This is a genomic window from Halothiobacillus sp., assembly GCF_027346185.1.
Classification (GTDB): domain Bacteria; phylum Pseudomonadota; class Gammaproteobacteria; order Halothiobacillales; family Halothiobacillaceae; genus Halothiobacillus.
On the sequence record NZ_DAIESY010000071.1, the window covers coordinates 17,361 to 40,007 of the forward strand.

Here is a 22,647-nt window from a genome sequence, read left to right on the forward strand (position 1 = left end):
GAGGGGTAGTTTGGGCTTGCCGATAAGCTCAGGTATACTCCCCCGCCGGTTTGATCCGTACGGATTTGGCATCGGCGGGTCGTGATTGAGATCGCGCCGGGTGTCGGAAATGCCGACAACGGGACGTTTTAGCGAGAGTGGCGGAATTGGTAGACGCACTGGATTTAGGTTCCAGCGCCTTTGGCGTAAGAGTTCGAGTCTCTTCTCTCGCACCATATTCCTGATCAGGGCATCGCCTTGATTATTTTTTTAGATATGAAGAAGTTTGAGGTTGAGTGACCATGCAGGTTGAATTGCAGTCATCAGAAGGTTTGATCCGTCGTTTGGCGATTGAAGTACCTGCCAGTGAAATCGATGTCGAAGTCGATCGCCGCATCAAGGATATGTCCCGCCGCGTACGTCTGGACGGATTCCGTCCGGGCAAGGCGCCTTTGCCGGTCGTGCGTCAGCGCTATGAAGGCCAGGTGCGCGAAGAGGTGGTCGGCGACGTCATGGGGCGCAACTATCAGGCGGCCATCGCCGAGCAGAAGCTGCGACCGGCGGGCAACCCCTCGATTGAGTCCGTCGAAGGGCAACCGGGTGAAAACCTCAAATTTGTGGCTGCCGTTGAAGTTTATCCCGAATTCGAATTGGGCGATCTTTCAGCCCTTGAAATTGAAATCTCAACAGCCGAAGTAACTGACGCCGATGTGGCCGACATGCTCGCGACACTGCGTGAACAGCATGCCGACTGGAAATCAGTGGATCGTGCGGCCAAAGATGGTGATCGGGTTACCGTGAATTTCGACGGCAAGGTCGATGGCGAAGCATTCCAAGGCGGTAGCGGAGAAGGCATGCAGGTTGTGCTTGGTGAAAACCGTATGTTGGCGGACTTCGAAAAAGGTCTGGCTGGTATTGCCATGGGCGAACCTGAACGTGTGTTTGATGTGGCCTTCCCCGAAGACTATCCCGTAGAAAACCTCAAGGGCAAAACCGCGCAATTCACTGTGACTGCGACGGCGGTTGAAGAGAAAGCGCTGCCCAAGTTGGACGACGAATTTGCCGCCCGTTTCGGTTCTGCCTCAGTGGCTGAATTGGAGTCTGATGTGCGCAAGAACATGGAGCGCGAACTCAGGCAGGCGCTCAAACGTCAGACTAAAGACGTGGTGCTGACTGCCGTGACCGACAGCCTGACATTTGACGTGCCGAGGGCACTGGTCGATGAAGAAGCGGTTGCCATGCGTGATGGGTTCGTTCGCCAGCAAATGCCTCATGCCGATGCCAGCGCGCTCGACGCCAGCCTGTTCAGCGAGCAGGCAGCCAAACGCGTCAAGATGGGCCTGGTGATCATGGAAATCGTCAAGTCAGCCGATTTGCAGGTTGACGATGCCTTGGTCGAAGAATTCATCAATGACATTGCCGCCGCGTATGATGAGCCGGAGCAAGTCGTTGCGACTTACAAAGGTGATCGTGAAATGATGAGCAATGCACGCACGGTAGTACTGGAGCAGCAAGCTGTTGATCACGTGTTGTCCAAAGCCAAGGTGACCAAAAAATCACAGGAATTCAAATCGGTGATGAATCCGGCCCCACAGGCCTGATTGAGCGCCACGCAGCTTTTTCAGCATTTTTTCTATAGAGAGATTGAAAAGTCGCGATCAACCGCCACAGTTCATGTGATGCGTTGATCGCGTTTTTTGTTTTAAAACCACCCTCCCGAGGCATCGAACCAAAGTGCACGGGGAGAATGCATAGGGGAGAATGTATGATTTTCGGTTCTCAAACTACAGTTAGCCAGTATTCATCGGCACAGGCCGCGCCGGAACTGGCCGCATTGGTGCCCATGGTTGTGGAGCAGACATCCCGCGGCGAACGGGCGTATGACATCTACTCCCGCCTGCTCAAGGAACGGGTTGTATTCGTTATAGGTCCGATTGAAGACCACATGGCCAACCTGATCGTGGCGCAGCTGCTGTTTCTGGAATCGGAAAATCCGGACAAGGACATCCATCTGTATATCAACTCGCCGGGCGGCGTTGTGACGGCGGGCATGTCGATCTACGACACCATGCAGTTCATCAAGCCGCATGTCTCGACACTGTGCATCGGTCAGGCTGCCAGCATGGGTTCCATCCTGCTGGCGGGTGGCGAGCCGGGCAAGCGGTTTGCGTTGCCGAACTCGCGGGTGATGATTCACCAACCTTTGGGCGGATTCCAGGGGCAGGCTTCCGATATCAAGATTCATGCGGAAGAAATCATCAAATTGCGTCATAGTTTGAATGGCGTTCTGGCCAAGCACTGTAATCAGCCGATGGAAGTGATCGAAAAAGATACGGATCGGGACAAATTTCTGTCGGCATCCGAAGCTGTCGAGTATGGTTTGATTGATGCGGTGCTGGATAAACGCGCGTGATGCGAATGACTGAAACTGGGCTCGAAACTTGCCCGGTTTGATCACAGACAGAGGCTGATTATGGCTAAAAGTACAAAAACCGAACAGGATCTCTCCTGTTCATTCTGCGGCAAGCCGCAGGCCGAGGTTCGTAAACTCATTGCCGGCCCATCGGTATATATCTGCGATGAGTGTGTCGAGTTATGTAATGACATCCTCCGTGAGGAAATTTCCAGTGCACGGGATGAAACACCGACCAGACTGCCGACACCCAAGGAGCTGGTCGAGGCCCTCGACGAGTATGTTATCGGGCAAATGCACGCCAAGCGGGCTCTGGCCGTCGCGGTATACAACCATTACAAGCGACTGAATCTGTTTGGTTCATTGCACATAGTGGCCAAAAAGGACAAGGATAACGAGTCCGAACCGGTTGAACTCTCCAAATCCAACATCCTGTTGATCGGCCCGACGGGCTCGGGTAAAACGTTGTTGGCGCAGACGCTGGCACGTGTGCTGGATGTGCCGTTTGCCATCGCCGACGCCACCACGCTCACCGAAGCGGGTTACGTGGGGGAGGATGTCGAGAACATTCTGCAGAAATTGTTGCAGCGTTGTGACTACGACGTTGAAAAAGCCCAGCACGGCATCGTCTACATTGACGAGATTGACAAGATCACCCGTAAATCCGAGAACCCGTCGATCACAAGGGATGTATCCGGTGAGGGTGTGCAGCAGGCGTTGCTCAAGCTCATCGAAGGCACGCAGGCTTCCGTGCCGCCCCAGGGTGGCCGCAAGCATCCGCAGCAGGAGTTCGTGCAGCTGGATACGACCAATATCCTGTTCATCTGCGGCGGTGCCTTCTCCGGGCTGGATAGCATCATCCGTCAGCGGATCGAGAAAGGCGGTATTGGCTTCTCTGCGGAAGTGAAATCCAAGGATGACAAGCGGGCGGTCGATGAATTGCTGACCCAGATCGAGTCGGAGGATCTGACGCGTTATGGTCTGATTCCCGAGTTCATTGGCCGTTTGCCGGTCATCGCGACGCTGAATGAACTGGATGAAGCGGCGTTGGTCAAGATTCTGGTCGAGCCGAAGAATGCGTTGACCAAGCAGTACATGCGTCTGTTCGAAATGGAAGGCGTAGAGCTTGATCTGCGTGAAGATGCGCTCCGGGAAGTGGCGCGTCAGGCAATCAAGCGCAAAACCGGCGCGCGTGGTTTGCGGACTATCGTCGAGCATGTGCTGCTTGATACGATGTTCGAGGTGCCTTCTACCGAGAATGTGAAGAAGGTCGTCGTGGATGCCTCGGTTGTGCGTGGCGAGAATGCGCCCTACCTGCTCTTTGATCAGGCCGAAAGCCTACCCAAGGCAGCTTCCGATAAGTAACTTTTCCCCGGCTTTATAGAGCGTAATTGAAATCCCGCTGCTTGGCGGGATTTTTTTGCAAGTCCACTGAGTGACTCCGGCGCCGCAACGACGCATCATATTCAGGATGTTTTCTTTGATCGTGGATCGCTTTTCTGCGCCAGCGACTTGAAAAGTTGCCATTCGGCATTAACTATTGGCTATGCTCTATACGTATCCGCTCACCTTACCGCCATTCGGCGCGTCACACAGGTAAAACATATGCCACATAACGACACAACATCTGAAGTCATCGCCGGTGCACCACGTACCGTTCCGGTTCTGCCGCTGCGGGATGTGGTGGTTTACCCCCATATGGTGATCCCTCTGTTCGTGGGACGGGAGAAGTCCGTGTCCGCGCTGGAGGAAGCTATCAAGGGCAACAAACAATTGCTGCTTGTCGCTCAGAAGGATGCCGAGCTTGACGATCCGGGCCGCAAGGATCTGCATGCCGTCGGCACGTTGGCTTCCATTCTTCAACTGCACAAATTGCCGGACGGCACGATCAAAGTGCTCGTCGAGGGCATCGAGCGCGTACGCTGCGTGCAGGTGCACGAGGTTGACCAGTATCTGGTAGCCGAAGTGCATGCGATTGAAGAGCCGAAAGCACAGCCTGATCGCGAACTGGAAGTGGAAGCGCGTACGTTGCTCAATCAGTTCGACGGGTATGTCAAACTCAACAAGAAAACGCCACCAGAGGTGCTGACATCGTTGGCTGGCATCGATGATGTCTCGCGCCTGGCCGATACCATCGCCGCTCACATGGCGCTCAGCCTTGAAGAAAAGCAGAAGATTCTGGAAACCATCGATCTGCACGCGCGGATCGAGCACCTCATGGTGCTGATCGAATCAGAAATCGATACCTTGCAGGTTGAGAAGCGCATCCGTGGCCGCGTGAAGCAGCAAATGGAGAAAAGCCAGCGCGAGTACTATCTGAACGAACAGATGAAAGCGATTCAGAAGGAACTGGGCGATCTGGAAGAGGGCGGAAGCGATCTCGACGAGTTGGAGCGCAAGATTCTGACTGCCGGTATGCCCAAAGAAGCGCTCGACAAGGCCAAATCCGAGCTCAACAAGCTCAAGATGATGTCGCCCATGTCCGCCGAGGCATCAGTCGTGCGTAACTATCTGGACTGGATTATCGCCGTGCCATGGAAGAAGCGGACCAAGATCAAGCACGATCTGGGCGTGGCGGAGCAAGTGCTGGAAGCTGATCACTTCGGCCTTGAGAAGGTCAAGGAGCGGATTCTCGAGTATCTCGCGGTGCAGCAGCGCGTGCGCAAAATGAACGGCCCGATTCTGTGTCTGGTCGGCCCGCCGGGTGTGGGTAAAACCTCGCTCGGGCAGTCGATTGCCAAGGCCACCAACCGGAAATTCGGCCGAATCGCCCTCGGTGGCGTGCGCGACGATGCCGAGATTCGCGGCCATCGTCGGACTTATGTCGGCGCCTTGCCGGGCCGGATCGTGCAGACGCTGAGCAAGATCGGTTCTCGCAATCCGCTGATTCTGCTCGATGAGATCGACAAGATGGCTTCCGATTTCCGGGGCGATCCGGCTTCGGCCTTGCTGGAGGTTCTGGACCCCGAGCAAAACAAAGCGTTTGCCGATCACTACATGGATATGGACATCGATTTGTCCGAGGTCATGTTCGTGTGCACGGCCAACAGCCTGAATATTCCGGGTCCGTTGTTGGATCGGATGGAAGTGATTCGTATTGCCGGCTACACCGAAGACGAGAAGACCGAGATCGCCGAGCGCTATCTGTTGCCCAAGCAGTTGGAAAAGAACGGCTTGAAGGACAAGGAGCTTGTCATCGATACATCAGCGGTTCGCGATGTGATTCGTTACTACACCCGTGAAGCCGGTGTGCGGAACCTTGAGCGCGAACTGGCCAAGGTATCGCGCAAGGTCGTGCGCAAACTCGTCACGAATGAAGAGAAGCCACCGATTACAGTCGATTCCAGCTCGCTGGATCAGTACCTTGGTGTTCATCGTTTCGATTTCGGCAAGGTCGAACATCCCGATCAGGTTGGTCAGGTGACGGGTCTGGCCTGGACGGAAGTGGGTGGAGACCTGCTGACGATTGAAGCGGCGACCATGCCGGGTAAAGGTAACCTCAAGTACACCGGCCAGTTGGGTGAGGTAATGCAGGAGTCGATTCAGGCCGCGATGACGGTCGTGCGGGCACGGGCGGTTTCGCTGGGGATCGATCCGGACTTCAGCCAGAAGGTGGATATTCACGTGCACGTGCCCGAAGGGGCAACGCCGAAGGATGGTCCTTCGGCCGGAGGCGCCATGTGCACGACCATCGTCTCGGCGCTGACAGGCATTCCGGTCAAGTCGACCGTGGCGATGACGGGCGAGATCACCCTGCGCGGTGAAGTGCTGCCGATCGGTGGGCTCAAGGAGAAGCTCCTGGCAGCGCAGCGTGGTGGTATCAAGCTGGTTCTGATTCCGGAAGGCAACCGCAAGGATCTGGTTGAAATTCCAGATAAAATTAAATCATCGCTGGATATTCGACCGGTGCGCTGGATCGATGAAGTGCTGGACCTGGCCCTGGTTACCCCGCCGACACCAAAGCCTGTCGAGATAAAAGAACCGCTACCAGTTGTCGAGGCCAAGCGCCCCGACGACCAGAGTGCGCATGCACATTGATTACCGTTCTGATAGCAGTTTTATGTGCCGAGCCCAAGCCTTGCCGATTCTTATTCGGCCAGACTTTGTTGACAGCGCGCCCGTGTGGCTTGTATAAAAGTGTCTCGACTCAGGTGCGCGTGATCGGAATTGGTTGATTGTTGCGGGTACTGCCTGCAGAATACGTCACTTGGAAATCAAAAACTCAACCCCACTATCTTAACTCCCCCAAAGAAAAGGATTGCAACGACATGAATAAATCAGAACTGATCGACGCGATGGCTGCTAAAAGCGGAATGAAGAAAACTGAATCTGCGGCAGCGCTTGATGCGTTTATCGAAGCGGTTGGTGATGCACTGAAAAAAGGTGACCAAGTGACCCTGGTCGGTTTCGGCACGTTCCTGGTTCGTGAGCGTGAGGCCCGTACCGGCCGTAACCCACGTTCAGGTGAAACCATTGAAATCGCCGCTTCCCGCCTGCCTTCATTCAAGGCCGGCAAAGGTTTGAAAGACGCGGTTAACTAAGCCGTTCGCTACATCGGGTTCGTTCGGCCAAAAGCAAACTGGGCTATGGTGTGAATTTCTGAGGTAAGTACAAGAAGCAGGGGCGGGAACGTCCCTGTTTTTTTATAGAGAAGGTCTGCACAAATGCAGACCTTCCTGGGCAGAGCACGGATGCCCTGCTGCTCAATGATGTTAGTCATTGAAATGCGCAGCGCGTTTCGGGCGTGAACGTAGGCTTACACCGGCTTCGCATTGAAGCTGGCATAAGCCCGCAGGCTTGTGTATTTCTGCAAGAAGCCATGGATGGATTTGTGCAGAGATTCCATAGAGAGAGTAATTCTCCCGATTGCACTCAATGGCCAGTTGCCTGCTCCGGTGGGCTTTTAAGTTTTTTAAGGTATTGATGCTATGTTGATGGATTTGCGGGAACGCATTCAGGGTTGGATCGCTTACGTGATCATCGGCTTAATCAGTGTGCCCTTCGTTTTGTGGGGTGTAGGCGAGTACTTCAGTGGTGCTAAAAACAAGCCAGTGGCCGAAGTCGATGGCTTGCCGATTTCCCAGCAAGCGTTCGAGCAGGCGGTCAGTCAACAGCGTCAGGCCATTATTCAGAAACTCGGTGGCAGCGTATCCGCAGAACTGCTGCAGAGCCTGAATCTCGATCAGCAGGTGCTCGATCAGATGATCAATGAGCGCGTTTTGAACGTGTTTGTACACAAGGCCGGGTTCCGGGCGCCGGATGTCGTGGTGGCCGACCTGATTCGTTCCGAGCCCGCTTTCAAAACCAATGGCGTGTTCGACGTCAAGAAATATGAAGCCTTCGTGGCTGCGCGTGGTGCGACGGTTGCCGATTTCGAGGCCGGTCTGAAGCAGGATATCGTCATGCAGACGCTGGAAAACGCGATCAGCGAGAGCACGATTGTGACAGCGCCCGAGTTGGATCAGATCGTGCGCTTGCGTGACCAGACTCGTGAGATCGGCATGGTGCGTATTGATCGTGCGCGGGTGGTCGATTCCGTTGCCGCACCGACCGATGTGGCGATCGAGGCCTACTATGGCGCGCACAAGACCGAATTTATCCGCCCTGAGCGGGTAAAACTACGGTACATCGAGTTGTCGCCGCAAACGCTGGCGCCTTTGGTCAAGGTAACGGCTGCTCAGGTTGAGCAGGCCTATGCAGACTATGTGAAGAAGCAAAATGCACAGGTTGTCCGCACGGTGCGACATATCCTGATTTCCGTACCCAAGAATGCAGATGGTGCCGCTATCGAAGCGGCCAAGAACAAAGCTTTGGCGGCTCGTGCAGCGATTGTCTCCGGCAAGATCAGCTTCGGCGATGAGGCGCGTGCCATTTCCGATGACCCCGGGTCAAAAAACCAAGGCGGAGACTTGGGTGAAGTGGCGCCCGGTCAGATGGTTAAGCCGTTTGAAGAGGCCATGGATGGCATCAAGGTCGGTGTGATCAGCGAGCCGGTACGCACGGAATTTGGTTGGCACCTGATCGAGGTGACCAAAGAGAGCCATCCCGATATCAAGCCACTGGTGGACGTGCATGACAAACTGGTAGCCGAGGTTCAGGATCGTCAAGTTGAGAAGATTTATTACGACGAAGGTGAAAAGCTTTCCGATCAGTCTTATGAACATCCCGATAGCCTGATCCCCTCGGCTGAGGCACTGGGTTTGAAGGTGCAGACCAGTGATTGGCTCAACCGGGATAGCGGCACGGGCATTGCTGCGAGCGAGAAAGTCCGTCAAGCGGCTTTTTCAAAAGAAGTACTTGAGCAGAAATTAAACAGCAACCTGATTGAGCTGGGCGCGAACCATGCGGTCGTGATTCGCGTTGATCAGCATGAACCGGCTACGCAGTTGCCCCTTGCCGATGTGAAAAATCAGATCGCCCGCACCCTGAAACAACAGGCTATTGACCAGGCGTTGGCTGATGCAGCGAAGCAGATAGGCAAGGCGATCGATTCGGGTAAGGAGCCGCAGGTGGCGGCAACAGCGGTCGGCGCAACCTGGGTGGTGCCGGTGTGGCTCAAGCGGACGGCGCGTGATGCCCCGATCCCCGCCGAAGCGATTCAGGCGGCGTTTGCTCTGCCTCCGGCACCGGAAGGCCAACTGGCCAGCAAGGCCTTGGCTCTGAGCGACGGCAATGAAGCGCTGGTGGTCGTCCAGGCAATTAAAGATGGCGATCCAACCGCGATCAGCGAACAGGACAAGAAGGCGCTCTCTGCCGAAATCCAGCAGGCGCAAGCACAGCAGACTCTGGGCGTGTTGCTCAAAGCTCTGCGGGATGAAGCCAAGATCACCATCCACCAAAAGGCCGAGAAAACAGCGACGCCTTGAGGTGAATCGGTCTGAACCTCTTGAAAAGGTCACTTGGACCGGGGCCTATACCAAGAATGAAAAAACCCACCGATAAGGTGGGTTGGCAAGCGGTGCGACGCAGGTTGCGCCGCTTTTTTATTTGCGCCGTTTGCACTGCGCCAATGGGGTATACCTGAATAAATTCAGGTAAGGTCTGCACAAATGCAGACCTTACCGCACAATGTCGTATGTCATTGAAATGCGGAGCTTGGGCCGGGCATGTATCGGTCCGAGCGTATCTGAACGCGCAGCTGGCGTAAGCCCGCGAAGCCATGGATGGATTCGAGCAGAGATTCCATAGTGGGCTTATTTCGGGCACTGGCCCATGCCGGTGATGAAGTACCCCGAATCAACGTAGACATTCTCGCCGGTGATGCCGGATGCGAGATCCGAGCACAGGAAGGCGGCAGTATTGCCGACCTGCTCGATGGTGACGTTGCGCTTCAATGGTGAGTTGAGCGCGACGTAATCGAGGAAGCCCTTGAACTCGCCGATACCGGAGGCGGCCAGCGTCTTGATTGGCCCGGCGGAGACCGAGTTCACGCGAATACCCCGACCGCCCAAAGAGCCGGCCAGATAGCGCACATTCGCTTCGAGTGCGGCTTTGGCGACGCCCATCACGTTGTAGTTCGGCATCACGCGTTCGGCGCCGAGATAGGATAACGTGACGATGGCACCGTTATCGCGCATCGTCTCGCGGCCTGCCTTAGCCAATGCAGCCAGAGAGTAGGCGGACACATCGTGGGCCACACGGAAGGCCTCGCGCGACATGCCGTCGAGGTAGTCGCCATCCAGGGCTTCACGCGGGGCGAAGGCGATGGAGTGCACCAGAATATCGAAGCCTTCCGGCCAATGTTCGGCAAGTGCCGGGAACAGCGCATCGATCTGCTCGTCGGATGTGGCATCCAGTGGCAGATAGATGTTCGAACCCAGGTCCGTCGTCGCTTTTTCGACTTTTTCCTTGAAGCGATCGTTCAGATAGGTAAACGCCAGTTCCGCGCCTTCCCGGTGCATGGCTTCGGCAATGCCCGATGCAATGGAGCGATTGTTCGCAATACCCACGATCAAGGCACGTTTGCCGCTTAAAAATCCCATACTATGTTCCTCATGCTGACTAAAAATGTGATCACTCACCCGAGTAGATGCATAAAGCGTCCGTCGTTCGTCTGGTTGTCCCGCTCGAACGACTCCTCCCGAGGCTTATCGACATAGTGTACGGTTGAAATGAAAAACGAGCATCCCTCGCGACACGATCAATTAGGAGACGACCAGCGTTCGCGCCGTGATTTCCTTCGTCATTTGCTGGCAACAGGTGCTCTGGCTGCGGGTGTCGGTGGGTTCAGCCCGGCTGGCCGGGCAGCCGGATTTGCCGACGCGCTGGGCTATTCCCCCAAATATCCGGCCGATTTTAGTGCATTTGATTATGTGAATCCCGATGCGCCCAAGGGTGGCCGGTTGGCGCTGTCGGTCTTTGGCAACTTCGACTCGCTCAACCCGTTTGTGTTGAAAGGCTTGGCCGCCTCGGGCTTGAATGAACTGTGTTTTGAAACCCTGACCGCGCGCGCCTGGGATGAGCCGTTTTCAGCCTATGGCTTGCTGGCCGATCGGGCCGATCTGGCGGTGGATGGCTTGTCGATTACTTTTCGCATCAATGCCAAAGCACGTTTCCATGATGGCAGCCCGGTCACGGCGCAGGATGTGCTGTTCAGCTTCAATACGCTCATGAGCAAACAGGCGCATCCGCGCTATCGAATGTACTGGGGGGATATCGCCGGGGCCGAACTGACCGATGCACGGCATGTGCAGTTTAACTTCAAGCGAGTCAATCCCGAACTGCATCTGATCATTGGCGAATTGCCGGTATTCTCCAAACGCTGGCTGGCGGGTCGTGATTTTGCCAGCCTGGCGCGCGAGGCGTTCTTAACCAGCGGGCCGTATCGCGTGGGTCGGGTCGATTATGGCAATACCATCACCTTTGAGCGCAATCCCGATTACTGGGCGAAGGATCTGGACGTGCGCCGGGGGCAGTTCAACTTCGACCGGATCGTATTCAAATACTACAAGGACGAGACCGTCTCGCTCGAAGCCTTCAAGGCGGGCGAGGTCGATGTGTTCTACGAGACCAATTCCAAGCGCTGGGCACGCGATTATACCGGCGCGAATTTCGCTGATGGCCGCATCATCCGTCGGGAAATACCGCATAAAAACAACGCCGGGATGCAGGGCTTCGGCATGAACACCCGTCGTGCCTTGTTCTCGGATCGTCGCGTGCGGCGGGCTATGGATCTGGCGCTGGATTTCGGCTGGTCGAACACGCACTTGTTCTATGGCCAGTACACGCGCTGCGACAGTTATTTCAGCAACAGCGAACTGGCCTGTCGCGGCCTGCCGCAAGGCGATGAATTGGCCCTGCTCGAACCCTTCAAAGCCCTGTTGCCGCCCGAGTTGTTCCGAGAGCCCTATCAAGTGCCCGTCGCCAACAATCCGGACGAGCAGCGCGTGAACCTGCTCAAAGCGCGTGATTTGCTGGCCGAGGCCGGTTGGCGGGTGGAAGAGGGCGTGCTGAAAAATGCCAAGGGCCAGCCGTTTTCCTTTGAAATCACGCTGGCCATGCGCGGTTTTGAACGCATCGTCGCGCCCTATGCCTACAACCTCAAACGGCTTGGTATCGATGTCAGTTACCGCACGATCGATGTGTCGCTGTATCAACGCAAGATGGATCGGTTCGATTTCGATATGGCGGTGGTGGCCTATGGCGAATCGCAGTCGCCGGGCAATGAACTGCGGGATCGGTTTGGCAGTGCTGCCGCACACACGGACGGTTCCAGTAATTACATGGGCATCGATAGCCCCGTGGTCGATGCGCTGATCGATCGGGTCATCTACGCCAAATCGCGGGCGGAGCTGGTCACGGCCTGTCGCGCGCTGGATCGCGTGCTGCTCTGGGGCGAATATCTTGTGCCAAACTGGTACATTGGTGCGCATCGGCTGGCGTGGTGGAATCGATTCGGTTTTCACCAGCCGCTGCCGCTTTATTTCGATGCCATGACCTGGGTCATGCAAACTTGGTGGCAAACACATGAACTTCCCCAAAAACAACGTAGCTAGAAAGATTCTTAACTGGTTCCTTCCGCTATTGGCGGTGGGTGCTTTGGGTGGTTGTGCCACGCCGCAATACGCCACGCAAACGTCTTATACGCCGCCGCAAACCGCCAAAGGATTGATTTGCGTGGCGCAATGCCAGGATGCGCTCAAGCAATGTCAGAACAGGTGTTCGGCGGCGCGCCAGTCATGCATCGCAGAGATTGAACCGGCAGCGCGGGCGGCTTTTGATTCGGCGCTTAAAACCTACGAAGCGCAACGCCGCCAGTATGAAACCGACCGGCAGTTTTACGAGCTCAATCGCAGCTTGCGCATGGGGTTCTTCAACCCGGTGTTTGTGCCGGGCTATGGCTGGGTGATGCGTCCGGGTTATTACGATGATTACTACGATGATGCGCCCACGCCGCCCGTTGCACCGAGTCTGGCCGAGGAGCGTAAACGTCTGATCCACGAACAATGCGACAGCGCACCATGCCCTTGTCAGCAGAACTTCGAGCAATGCTATGTGGGCTGTGGCGGCGGCGTGAAGAAATCGGTGGTGTGCATTGCCAACTGCAAGGATTCTGATCCGAGACCCGAGCCGCAGTCCCTGGTTCAATCTCCTGCCCAATCCCCGGGTGGCGTACAGCAGAACCTGACACCGTTGAATCCCTGAACCAGAGCAATCCGGCATAGACGCATGATGTATCGCTCGCCCGACTTTGTGGAAAATAACCGCGACACGATTGCCGCCCTGAGTCAGTCGCCGGATGCACATGATCAGGCCGTGGCGCGCCTGATGCGTGAACAGATGCGCGAACAGATGAAGCCTCAAAAGAAGGCCGGAGCAAACGAATGACCGGTTACATTATCAAGCGACTACTCTTGATGATCCCGACCCTGTTCGGGATTCTCGCCATTTCCTTTGCGGTGATTCAGTTCGTGCCCGGTGGGCCGGTCGAGCAGCTCGTCGCTCAGCTCAAATCGGGCGGTGCCGGGGCGGCGGGGGCGGAATCCGGCGGCGGCTTGTCAGGCGGCTTGTATCGAGGCGATCAGGGGCTCGATGCCCGCCAGTTGGACCAGATCAAGTCATTTTACGGGTTCGATAAACCGGCCTGGCAACGTTTCGGTGACATGCTGGGCAATTACCTCACGTTCAATCTTGGTACGTCCTATTTTTATCAGCGCTCGGTCACCGATCTGATTCTGGAGAAATTGCCCGTCTCCATCAGTATCGGTTTGTGGACGTTCTTCCTCACGTATCTGGTCTCGATTCCACTGGGCATTGCCAAGGCCGTGCGGGACGGTTCGCGGTTCGATACGGTCACCAGCACCGTGATTCTCGTCGGCTATGCCATTCCCGGTTTTGTGCTCGGCCTTGTGCTGATTGTTTTGTTTGGTGGCGGCAGTTTCTGGCAGTGGTTTCCGTTGCGTGGCCTCGCGTCCGATAACTTCGACCAGCTTTCTCTGTTGGGCAAAATTGCCGATTACCTCTGGCACATCGTGCTGCCGGTCACGGCAATGGTGGTCGGCAATTTTGCCGTGATGACGATGCTCACCAAGAACAGCTTTCTGGAAGAAATCCGCAAGCAATACGTGCTCACCGCCCGCGCAAAGGGCTTGTCCGAACGGCGGATTCTGTACGGTCATGTATTCCGCAATGCCCTGATTCCGATCGTGACCGGGTTTCCCGCAGCATTTCTCGGCGCCTTTTTTACCGGCAGCCTGTTGATCGAAACCATTTTCTCGCTCGATGGGCTGGGGTTGCTCTCGTATAACGCCGTCATCCAGCGCGACTACCCGGTCGTGCTCGGCACGCTGTACGTATTCACGCTGATCGGGTTGATCGGCAAGCTCTTGTCCGATCTGGCCTATGTGTGGGTTGATCCGCGCATCAATTTCCAGGCCGTGAATTCATGAGTGAGCAGGCATCCCAAATCACCGCCCCAGCACAATCCCTGGGCCCTTGGCGGCGGGTTTGGCAGCGATTCCGGCGACACCGGCGCGGTTATCTGAGCCTGTGGCTGTTTTCAATCCTGTTCGTGCTGAGCCTTGGGGCGGAGTTGCTGGCGAACAACCGGCCCTTGCTGGTGCTTTATCAGCATCAACTCTATCTGCCTTTGATTCACGATTACCCGGAAACCACGTTCGGTGGTGATTTCGCGACTAACGCCGATTACACCGATCCCTACGTCATTGCCAAAATCCGTGAACACGGCTGGCTTCTGCGCGCGCCGATTCCGTTTTCCTACGACACCATCGATTACTACAATCCCGCCCCGAACCCCGCGCCACCCAATGCGCGGCACTGGCTTGGAACCGATGATCGGGGCCGCGATGTCGCTGCCCGGTTGATCTACGGTTTTCGTTTGTCGGTGCTGTTCGGTTTCGCGCTCACGGCTATCGGCATGGTGATCGGAATGCTGGCGGGCGCGGTGCAGGGCTATCTCGGCGGCAAGGTCGATCTGTTCTTCCAGCGCTTCATCGAGGTGTGGGGTTCGCTGCCCGAACTGTACCTGCTGATTATTTTCGCCTCGATCTTCCAGCCATCGATCGGTTTGCTGCTGATTCTGCTCTCGCTGTTCGGCTGGATCGGCTTGTCGGATTATGTGCGCGCCGAATTCCTCAAAGGCCGCAATCTCGAATACGTGCGCGCCGCCCGCGCCCTCGGCGTTTCCGGTCCGCGCATCATGTTCCGGCACCTGCTGCCCAATGCGCTCACGCCCGTGATCACCTTTTTGCCGTTCCGGGTATCCGGCGCGATTCTGGCTTTGACGAGTCTGGATTTTCTGGGACTGGGCGTGCCGCCCTCCACGCCCTCACTCGGCGAACTGCTGGCGCAGGGCAAGAACAATATCGATGCCTGGTGGCTATCGCTCACCACCTTTGCTGTGTTGGTGGGCACCTTGCTCTTGCTGATCTTTATCGGCGAAGCACTGCGCGCCGCATTCGATACGCGGCAGAAATCACCGGGGTAAAGATTGGCAATTCTTACCCAAAGATGGGATCAGTCAATCGGTACCCGTACGCAGCGGATCGACGATTTCCGGAGTGTTCGGCACGATGGGTTCAAGGGGCGGCAACCCATGGGCTGCGCGGGCCCGACTGCATTTCTCATCCGGCTGGCCATGCTCATCCCAAGGTTCCAGCTCACGGCAGGGCGTGGGCCGGTTGGGATAAATCGAGCAACTGACGCAATCGCCAATGGCGCCATCAAGCGCAACGCAGCGTGTGGGTTCTGTGAGGGTGCCCTTCATGCTCACCAGATGCGGGTTGATCTGTTCCGTCAGTTCGGGCGGCACCTGACCGTCGAGAAAAGGCACCGACTCGGCCCAATAAAAAGACACGCGGAAATAGGCGCAACACGCACCACAACGCTGACACGGATTGCCCACGATGGCCTCGATGGTTGGTAACGATACATGGGGAAAAAACAGGGGATGCCCTTCGGAGAACCCGAAGGCGGAATGGATTCTATTCCTCGGCAAACAAAAAATAAATAGATTTCAATTGAGTGCGATTTTGAATCGTTGATGGCCATAGAGGCGGCATCCAGGAGGCTTTCCGCTCGAGCCATTTATACGTATCAAATTAGTCTATAATCACATCGTCGTGATTTTTATGTTTTCGTTTTTTCAATTTTCAATGAGGAACTCACCATGTTTACTCGTCTTCTCGGCTTTGTGGGGCTTATGGCCTTGGCGCTCAGCAACATCTCCTCTGCCCAAGCACAGGAAACTATTTATGTGTATGGGCCGGGCGGCCCCGCGCCGGCTATGAAAGAAGCGGCTGCGGTATTTGAAAAAGAGACGGGCACCAAAGTCGAGGTTACCGCGGGCCCGACACCCCAGTGGATTGAGCAGGCCAAGGCCAAGGGCGACATTATTTTCAGTGGTTCTGAAAACATGATGACCGATTTTACCTACCAGCTCGAAGGTCAAATCAAGTCCGATCAAGTCATCCCTTTATACTTGCGGCCGATGGCTATCTTGGTTCGCCCTGGAAACCCAAAAAAGATCAAAGGGTTTGACGATATTACAAAACCGGGCGTCAAAGTATTGGTCGTGCAGGGGGCGGGACAAACCGGCGCATGGGAAGATATTGCGGGTCGATTAGGCAGTATCCAAACGGTTCGATCACTGCGCAGCAATATTGTTGATTATGCCAAAAACAGTGCCTTGGCCAAAAAGGCCTGGATTGATCAACCCGATATCGATGCCTGGCTCATTTACAACATCTGGCAAGTCGCGAATCCCAAGCTGGCCGACGTGGTCGAGATTGAGCCTCAATACGCCATTTATCGGGATGCTGGCGTTGTCTTGACCCAGCGCGCTCAAGCGAACCCCCAAGCCAAAGACTTCATCAAGTTCTTGCAATCAGAACAGGGTGAGAAAATCTTCGTTAAATGGGGATGGAAAGCCAACTGATCCGGCACATGCCAGGATTCATGGCCGTACAGTTGAATGTTTGATGCAGCGGTAATAATCTAAAGTTCCGTGAGTTGGTCGCCTACATCCCTTTGTGATGTCAGACTAAGCATTAGCTGCCCTGTCAATCAAGACTTGGCAGTTGTACCCCGTTCACACCAAAGACCGGTGGGTCACGAAACTACTTCTTTGGTGCGTGCCATCGTGTATCTCAACCTGTTGGGATACATGATGGTCTTGTGGTGCTCGAAGCCGGTGTTGATCGGCACCTCATACGAGGATTAGTACCATCCAGCCAGGATGGTAAGTATTTGGCTCTGTCCACCCTGCTTAGATACATCACCAGACTGGCACGGTCGATTTCGGCGCCTGTCGCCATCCCACTTCGTTTGAAGGTTCGAAACTTACCGAGGACCAGTGCCTGTTGAGTCATTTGGTGCCCTACGGTGCGGATATGGGTGGGTGTTTACCCGTGGGTGACCTGACGTTCACCAATAATTATTTCAGCGATCCAACGACGTTTTATGCCATCTGTCACAACCGGTACGATCCGGGTAGTCCGGTCAATGTCACCCTGTCGAATATCGGGATCACTTCTGCCGGTGACGTGCCCAGCTACATCCTTCAGGATGCTGGGCCCCAATAGCGCCTTCTCTGCCCGACCCGGCTCGATGCAGGGCGAGGCGAGTATCGGGTGCATTCATCGCGACACTTATTGAAGGACATTGCGCCACACACAAACGGCGGGCATTCTGGAATCGACAGAAAAGTGTGCCGTTTTAGCAGGGAGCACAGGTCATGATCATTACACTTACCCTGGTGGGGCTGATTTTCGGGATGGCGGTGGCCGGATTCTGGGGCGCGGCGTTTGGCGCGCTAACCGGCTTTCTTGTGGCGCAGGTCAGTCGGTTGACTCGGCAGGTTCAGGCCTTGATCGCCGATCAGATATTGTTGCGAGATGAATTGCGTCATTTGTCTCATCCTCAGGCTCAGAGAGCATCGTCATCCGAGGCAATGAATTCGCCCGTCGCGCCCGAATCTGCTGCGGAAGAAGTGGAGCCGAGAGCCCCGGAGCCTGAATCCGATCATGCGCGAGTGCACGAACCCTTGCCGGAGCCTTCTCCCGCATCATTGAAAATGACCGAAGAGCAGCCTGTGTCGGCACGTGTTGACACTCCGTTCCATGAAAGCAAATCCAACAATGGGGCGTCGGTCTCGGCCTGGGGCGCGCCCTCGTCTGCCGAAACCGGAGCGCCGGATGGCCTGTCGCGCCTGTGGTCGAGCGTGTACCGCTTCCTCACCGAGGGCAATGTGGTCGCCAAGATCGGCGTGATCGTGCTGTTTTTCGGCTTGGCCTTCCTGCTGAAATACGCCGCCGATCAGGCCCTGTTCCCGATCAGCGTCCGCTTGACCCTGGTGGGCATCGGCGGACTGGTGTTGCTCGGCATCGGCTGGTACTTGCGTAAGCGACATACCGGCTATGCCCTTGTGTTGCAGGGCGGGGGCATCGGGCTGACGTATCTCACGCTATATGCCGCGTTTCGTTTGTACGGGCTGTTGCCAGCGGGTGTGACGATGGGGCTGATGCTTCTGGTTGTGGCAGCTGCTGCGGTACTGGCGGTCGTTCAGGATGCCCGCAGCCTTGCCGCGCTGGGGATTGTCGGCGGTTTTCTCGCACCGATTCTGGCGGGTAGCGACAGCGGTCGGCATGTCGATCTGTTCAGTTATTACCTTGTGCTCGATTTCGGCATCGTCTTCGTCGCATGGCGTAGGGCCTGGCGCGAACTCAATCTGCTGGCATTTTTGTTCACGTTCGTGATCGGCACGATCTGGGGCGGGTTGAACTACAAGCCTGCGCTGTTTTCGACCACCGAACCTTTTCTGATCGGTTTTTATCTGATCTTTCTGGCGACAGCCCTATTATTCGCGCGTCAGCAACGCGCAGATGGACTGCGTGACTATGTGCAATCCACCCTCGTGTTTGGCCCGCCGCTGGTCGGGTTTGGGCTGCAAGCCGCTCTGGTCCAAAATTTCGAATACGGTCTGGCCTGGAGCGCATTCGGATTGGGCATGCTCTATCTCGTGCTGTGGCTGGGGTTGCGGCGCGTTTTTGGTATGCAGTTCAAAATTCTTAATGATGCCTTCCTGTTATTGGGGCTCGGTTTTGTTTCTTTGGCCGTGCCGTTCGCGTTCGATGGGCAATGGACCAGTACCACTTGGGCATTGGAAGGCGCGGCCATGCTTTGGGTCGGGTTGCGACAAGGGAAAACATGGCCGGTTGTGTTCGGCCTGTTGCTGCAACTCGGTGCCGGCGTGGCGTTTGGCGACGATCCTCCATCGCTCGACCCGACACACTGGCCTTTGCTGGATGGCTATTTCCTGAGTGGCGGTTTGATTGCGCTTTCCGGGTTGGCCAGTGCCTATCTATTACGTAATCGGCGTAACTGGGCGCCTGTTCCTGCCCTGTTGACCCTCTGGGGATTGGCCTGGTGGTTCGGCACCGGATTCTACGATCTGGCACATGTGGCGAGTTGGCTCCAGCCGTTCACGCTGTGGCTGATGTTCGCCAGTGCGTCGATGCTGGTGGCCCAATGGCTGCGGCAGTGGTTGTCCGATTGGTCGGTTCTGCGTTACCTACTCGCGCTGCAAACCGTCTGGATGTGGACGCTGGGCGGCTTGATTTTGCTGTTGAATATGAGCCCGTTCCACGAAGGAGGTTGGTTTGCATGGCTATTGGCGTTCGCCACACTTTATGGCGGACTCTACTGGAGCGAGCGTCGCGGCGAATCCGTATTCGCATCCGAGCGTTTGCATGGTTTAGGCTTATGGCTGCTGGTGCCTGTGTTGGCGCCCCAATTGGCGGATGTGATTTTCCGGGGGATGTTCGGCTTTACGCTGAATTTCAGCTGGTTCGATCTGGGACCATTTGGCATCATGCACCCGAACACGCCGGGCGTGTGGACGGCCGTGAGTTGGGGCTTGATACCGGTGTTGCTGCTGACATGGGTCGGTTTCGCCCGTCACTGGCCCTTCGCCGAACGCTTTGGCTACGCATCCATTTATCGCGGTTGGGTCGCATCGGGATTGGGTGTGTTCCTACTGGGTTGGATGTTTATCGTCCACGGGCTGTGGGTGACGGATCCTGTTATGGGCGCGGGCTGGGCCCAACCGGCTCAGATTGGTTACCTGCCCTTATTCAATGCACTCGATTTTGTTTCTGCTCTTGCCCTGTTCGCCCTATGGCGGCATGGACGGCTTGCTGGTGCATATTCTCTGAACTCTGATGGTGCACGAACACAACAGGCGCTGCATTGGCTGATGGGTGCGGCCGCGTTTGTCTGGCTTAATGCCATGATTGCCCGTAGCCTGAATGTCTACGCTGGCCTGCCGCTCGATGACGGGCGGTTCCTGCACGAGGCGCTGGCGCAAACGACATATTCTATTGCCTGGTCGTTGCTGGGCTTGGTGCTGATCGTGCTGGCCAGCCGACTGAAGCAACGTCGTCTATGGTTGGTTGCCGCCGGGTTACTTGGCGTGGTGGTGCTTAAACTCTTTCTGGTCGATTTGTCCGGCAGCGATACACTCGCCCGGATCATCTCGTTTGTCGGCGTGGGCGTACTGCTCTTACTGGCGGGTTATATCGCGCCGATACCGGCCAAACAGTCCCCATCTGCCAATGATGACCAGAACACAGATGACTCCGAACAGAAGGCCGACTGATTTGTATACCCCGATTTTCTGCGAACACTATGAATAAGCTGCGCTTAAGTATCCTGGGATTACATCCCGAACCCCGTTTTGAAGAGGATAAGTCTCATAAGGATAAAAAGGCAGGCCATCAGGCTGCCCTGCCAAATCAGGAGCGGCTTTGGCAGTGGTCACCGGATGGGCCGACCGACGGACCGCTGTCAGTGGCGCTGCGTTCACGTCGTATGAAACGAATGACGGAACGACTGGCAGGAGTACCACAAACTCAAGATGAAGCTTGTCAGGATGATCCGGAAACTCTGCTGTTGGCGCGGTTTGCTGCAATGGATAGAGGCCACAGTACGGCGGCGTTCGCATTGCAGGCAGATTTGTCCGTGGATGCCGGATTACGTGTAGCACTTGCCGAACATCCCGACATTGTGGCCGTCAGCCAGGTCACGCCGGTGCACTTGCAGGCGGGCACCGACAACGCAGTGCTGATGGGGCCGCGTTATCTGCATGTCGAGCGGGAGGAATGGGCAGCGCTGCAGGCGGATTTGAATCAATGGCTTCAAGCCGATGGCATCAGCCTGTTTTCGGCAGCGAGCGGGCGGCACTATCTGGGGTACACCGCCACTGCGCTTGAACGGGTGGGCACGGTCGATTTGCCGCCGTTGGGCTGTGCTCTGAATCGTCATGTCGGCCAACTGCTGGCGGGAGATGAGTTGCGCCCGTTCCGACGCTGGCTCACGGAGTTGCAAATGTGGCTTTATAGCCATCCCGTTAACGCCGAACGGGCAAAAAAAGCGCGTCCCGAAATCAACAGCCTTTGGGTGTGGGGGCGTAGTCCTTGGCCGAAACCCCAATCCACCGAAGCCAGTCAGTCAACATGGTTTTCTGCCGACGACCTGATGAGTAGCGATAATCGCCCTATGATTTATACCGACTCCGCGGTTCTGGCTGGCGCCCTTCATTCACACGATGCCAGTGATGCGAACAACCCGGTCGTGATTCTCTCAGCGAGTTTCCAGCCGCATATAAATGAGTTGGTCGCCCGTGGCGTTTCGCCCTCATGTCCGGTGCATGTTATCTGGAGCGAGCCGTTGTGGTGTTACCTCGAAGGTGATCTTGCCGGATGGTATGCAAGCCTGGATGCCATTGATCAGTTCCTCAAGCAAAGACAACCGGCCCGTACGCACGCCGCGGCCCAAGCCCGCGATCTTGAGATAGATAACGGTGTGGGTTTGGTCTGGCAGCGCCGCCACTGGCTCACCACCCTGTATAGGCGCCTGTTTCGATCAGAATGAAAAATCCCCCTCATTCCCCCCTTTTGCAAAGGGGGCGCACTCGTTCACGAAGGATGTAAACGCTCTTTTTTTTCTCCCTCCCCCTCGCGGGGGAGGGTCGGGGTGGGGGGTAGTGCTTGGGTAACAGCCTCAACACCCTCACCCCAACCCCTCTCCCATCAAGGGAGAGGGGGTTATTGCGCTTTTTCTCCCTCCCCCTCGCGTGGGGGGCGAAGAGGGCAACGCGCAGCTGGCGTAAGCCCGTGTTGGCCCACGGCCCTGGACGGGCTAGGGTGGGGCAGTCCTTCTCCCTCCCCCTTTGTGGGGGAGGGTTGGGGTGGGGGGTAGAGGATTTGCACAATAGCGAAACACGGCCATAAACACACTACTGACTGAGAAACGAATGCCATTTTCTGGGGCAAATACCCATGCTGTGTTGTGGTGTTGCAACACAAAGGTGGGTTCATGTTGTAAAAAAGTTCTTTGCGGCTTGTGTAAGCCCCGTATCCGGCTACTATTGCCCGGTACCCAGATGGCTGGGGAATCTTGTAATCTCAAAACCTCTATTGGAGATCGATCGGATGAAAAAGAATATCATCGCAATCGCCGTATCTGCCGCCATGATCGCGCCAGCCGCTGCCATGGCCGACACTACTTTGTATGGCAAGTTCCATGTGTCTTATGACTTTGTTGGAGATAATACATCAGCTGCAACTACGGGTGGTTTCTCTACCAACTCTTCGCGCATTGGTATCAAGGGCAAAGAGAAAATCAATGACAACCTGAGCATCATCTACCAATACGAAACTGGTTTTGATGCAGGCCAGAATGGTTCACTGTCAGGTTCAAATGGCGGTCTCGGCGGTCAGCGTAACACCTTTATCGGT

18 protein-coding genes and 1 tRNA gene are annotated in these 22,647 nt (G+C 56.0%); 17 read left to right on the forward strand and 2 right to left on the reverse strand.

Annotated features, from left to right (window positions below; genetic code table 11):
- Positions 1 to 131: 131 nt before the first annotated feature.
- The 7 genes from M7R55_RS05735 to M7R55_RS05765 all read left to right on the forward strand — a co-directional run bounded on the left by M7R55_RS05735 (position 132) and on the right by M7R55_RS05765 (position 9,258).
- Positions 132 to 215: transfer RNA gene (locus M7R55_RS05735), tRNA-Leu, on the forward strand.
- 66 nt (positions 216 to 281) lie between these two features.
- Complete coding sequence (gene tig, locus M7R55_RS05740; protein ID WP_298219321.1) at positions 282 to 1,580, forward strand: trigger factor; 1,299 nt, start codon at positions 282 to 284, stop codon at positions 1,578 to 1,580.
- Positions 1,581 to 1,744: 164 nt separating this feature from the next.
- On the forward strand, positions 1,745 to 2,392 hold the full coding sequence (clpP, locus tag M7R55_RS05745) for an ATP-dependent Clp endopeptidase proteolytic subunit ClpP (protein WP_298219323.1): 648 nt from the start codon (positions 1,745 to 1,747) through the stop codon (positions 2,390 to 2,392).
- Positions 2,393 to 2,452: 60 nt separating this feature from the next.
- Positions 2,453 to 3,757, forward strand: coding sequence for an ATP-dependent Clp protease ATP-binding subunit ClpX (gene clpX / locus M7R55_RS05750; protein ID WP_298219324.1), 1,305 nt, complete (start codon positions 2,453 to 2,455; stop codon positions 3,755 to 3,757).
- A gap of 240 nt (positions 3,758 to 3,997) precedes the next feature.
- Positions 3,998 to 6,430, forward strand: coding sequence for an endopeptidase La (lon, locus tag M7R55_RS05755; RefSeq protein ID WP_298219325.1), 2,433 nt, complete (start codon positions 3,998 to 4,000; stop codon positions 6,428 to 6,430).
- Positions 6,431 to 6,660: 230 nt separating this feature from the next.
- Complete coding sequence (locus M7R55_RS05760; RefSeq protein ID WP_012823283.1) at positions 6,661 to 6,933, forward strand: HU family DNA-binding protein; 273 nt, start codon at positions 6,661 to 6,663, stop codon at positions 6,931 to 6,933.
- A gap of 387 nt (positions 6,934 to 7,320) precedes the next feature.
- Positions 7,321 to 9,258 (forward strand): SurA N-terminal domain-containing protein, encoded by a 1,938-nt coding sequence (locus M7R55_RS05765; protein WP_298219326.1) that lies wholly within the window; start codon positions 7,321 to 7,323, stop codon positions 9,256 to 9,258.
- A 327-nt stretch (positions 9,259 to 9,585) separates the two neighbouring features.
- On the opposite strand, the gene M7R55_RS05770 is transcribed toward M7R55_RS05765, so the two are convergent.
- Positions 9,586 to 10,374 carry an enoyl-ACP reductase gene (locus tag M7R55_RS05770; protein ID WP_298219328.1) on the reverse strand — a complete coding sequence of 263 codons (789 nt, stop codon included), beginning with the start codon at positions 10,372 to 10,374 and terminating at the stop codon, positions 9,586 to 9,588.
- A 129-nt stretch (positions 10,375 to 10,503) separates the two neighbouring features.
- Between M7R55_RS05770 and M7R55_RS05775 the strand changes: the two genes are divergently transcribed.
- The 5 genes from M7R55_RS05775 to M7R55_RS05795 are packed head-to-tail and all read left to right on the forward strand — an operon-like array spanning position 10,504 to position 15,338.
- Positions 10,504 to 12,387, forward strand: coding sequence for an extracellular solute-binding protein (locus M7R55_RS05775; protein ID WP_298219330.1), 1,884 nt, complete (start codon positions 10,504 to 10,506; stop codon positions 12,385 to 12,387).
- Positions 12,359 to 13,036, forward strand: a complete 678-nt coding sequence (locus M7R55_RS05780; protein ID WP_298219331.1) for a hypothetical protein — start codon at positions 12,359 to 12,361, stop codon at positions 13,034 to 13,036. Before M7R55_RS05775 ends, M7R55_RS05780 begins: the two co-directional genes overlap by 29 nt.
- Before the next feature lie 24 nt (positions 13,037 to 13,060).
- Positions 13,061 to 13,219, forward strand: coding sequence for a hypothetical protein (locus M7R55_RS05785; RefSeq protein WP_298219332.1), 159 nt, complete (start codon positions 13,061 to 13,063; stop codon positions 13,217 to 13,219).
- Positions 13,216 to 14,280 (forward strand): microcin C ABC transporter permease YejB, encoded by a 1,065-nt coding sequence (gene yejB / locus M7R55_RS05790; RefSeq protein ID WP_298219333.1) that lies wholly within the window; start codon positions 13,216 to 13,218, stop codon positions 14,278 to 14,280. The genes M7R55_RS05785 and yejB overlap by 4 nt, the downstream gene beginning before the upstream one ends.
- Positions 14,277 to 15,338 (forward strand): ABC transporter permease, encoded by a 1,062-nt coding sequence (locus M7R55_RS05795; protein WP_298219335.1) that lies wholly within the window; start codon positions 14,277 to 14,279, stop codon positions 15,336 to 15,338. Before yejB ends, M7R55_RS05795 begins: the two co-directional genes overlap by 4 nt.
- A 33-nt stretch (positions 15,339 to 15,371) precedes the next feature.
- Here the strand turns inward: M7R55_RS05795 and M7R55_RS05800 are convergent, their stop codons facing one another.
- Positions 15,372 to 15,755 (reverse strand): YkgJ family cysteine cluster protein, encoded by a 384-nt coding sequence (locus M7R55_RS05800; protein ID WP_298219336.1) that lies wholly within the window; start codon positions 15,753 to 15,755, stop codon positions 15,372 to 15,374.
- A 264-nt stretch (positions 15,756 to 16,019) separates the two neighbouring features.
- Here M7R55_RS05800 and M7R55_RS05805 point away from each other — a divergent pair, with 264 nt between their 5' ends.
- The 5 genes from M7R55_RS05805 to M7R55_RS05825 all read left to right on the forward strand — a co-directional run.
- Positions 16,020 to 16,787 (forward strand): extracellular solute-binding protein, encoded by a 768-nt coding sequence (locus M7R55_RS05805; RefSeq protein ID WP_298219337.1) that lies wholly within the window; start codon positions 16,020 to 16,022, stop codon positions 16,785 to 16,787.
- Positions 16,788 to 17,211: 424 nt separating this feature from the next.
- Entirely contained in the window at positions 17,212 to 17,433 is a 222-nt protein-coding gene (locus tag M7R55_RS05810) for a hypothetical protein (RefSeq protein WP_298219340.1), read from the forward strand.
- 152 nt (positions 17,434 to 17,585) lie between these two features.
- Positions 17,586 to 20,507, forward strand: coding sequence for a DUF2339 domain-containing protein (locus M7R55_RS05815; protein WP_298219341.1), 2,922 nt, complete (start codon positions 17,586 to 17,588; stop codon positions 20,505 to 20,507).
- Between the two features lie 29 nt (positions 20,508 to 20,536).
- Positions 20,537 to 21,781 carry a hypothetical protein gene (locus M7R55_RS05820; RefSeq protein WP_298219342.1) on the forward strand — a complete coding sequence of 415 codons (1,245 nt, stop codon included), beginning with the start codon at positions 20,537 to 20,539 and terminating at the stop codon, positions 21,779 to 21,781.
- Between the two features lie 560 nt (positions 21,782 to 22,341).
- The coding region (locus tag M7R55_RS05825; RefSeq protein ID WP_298219343.1) for a porin at positions 22,342 to 22,647 on the forward strand (306 nt) is incomplete at its 3' end.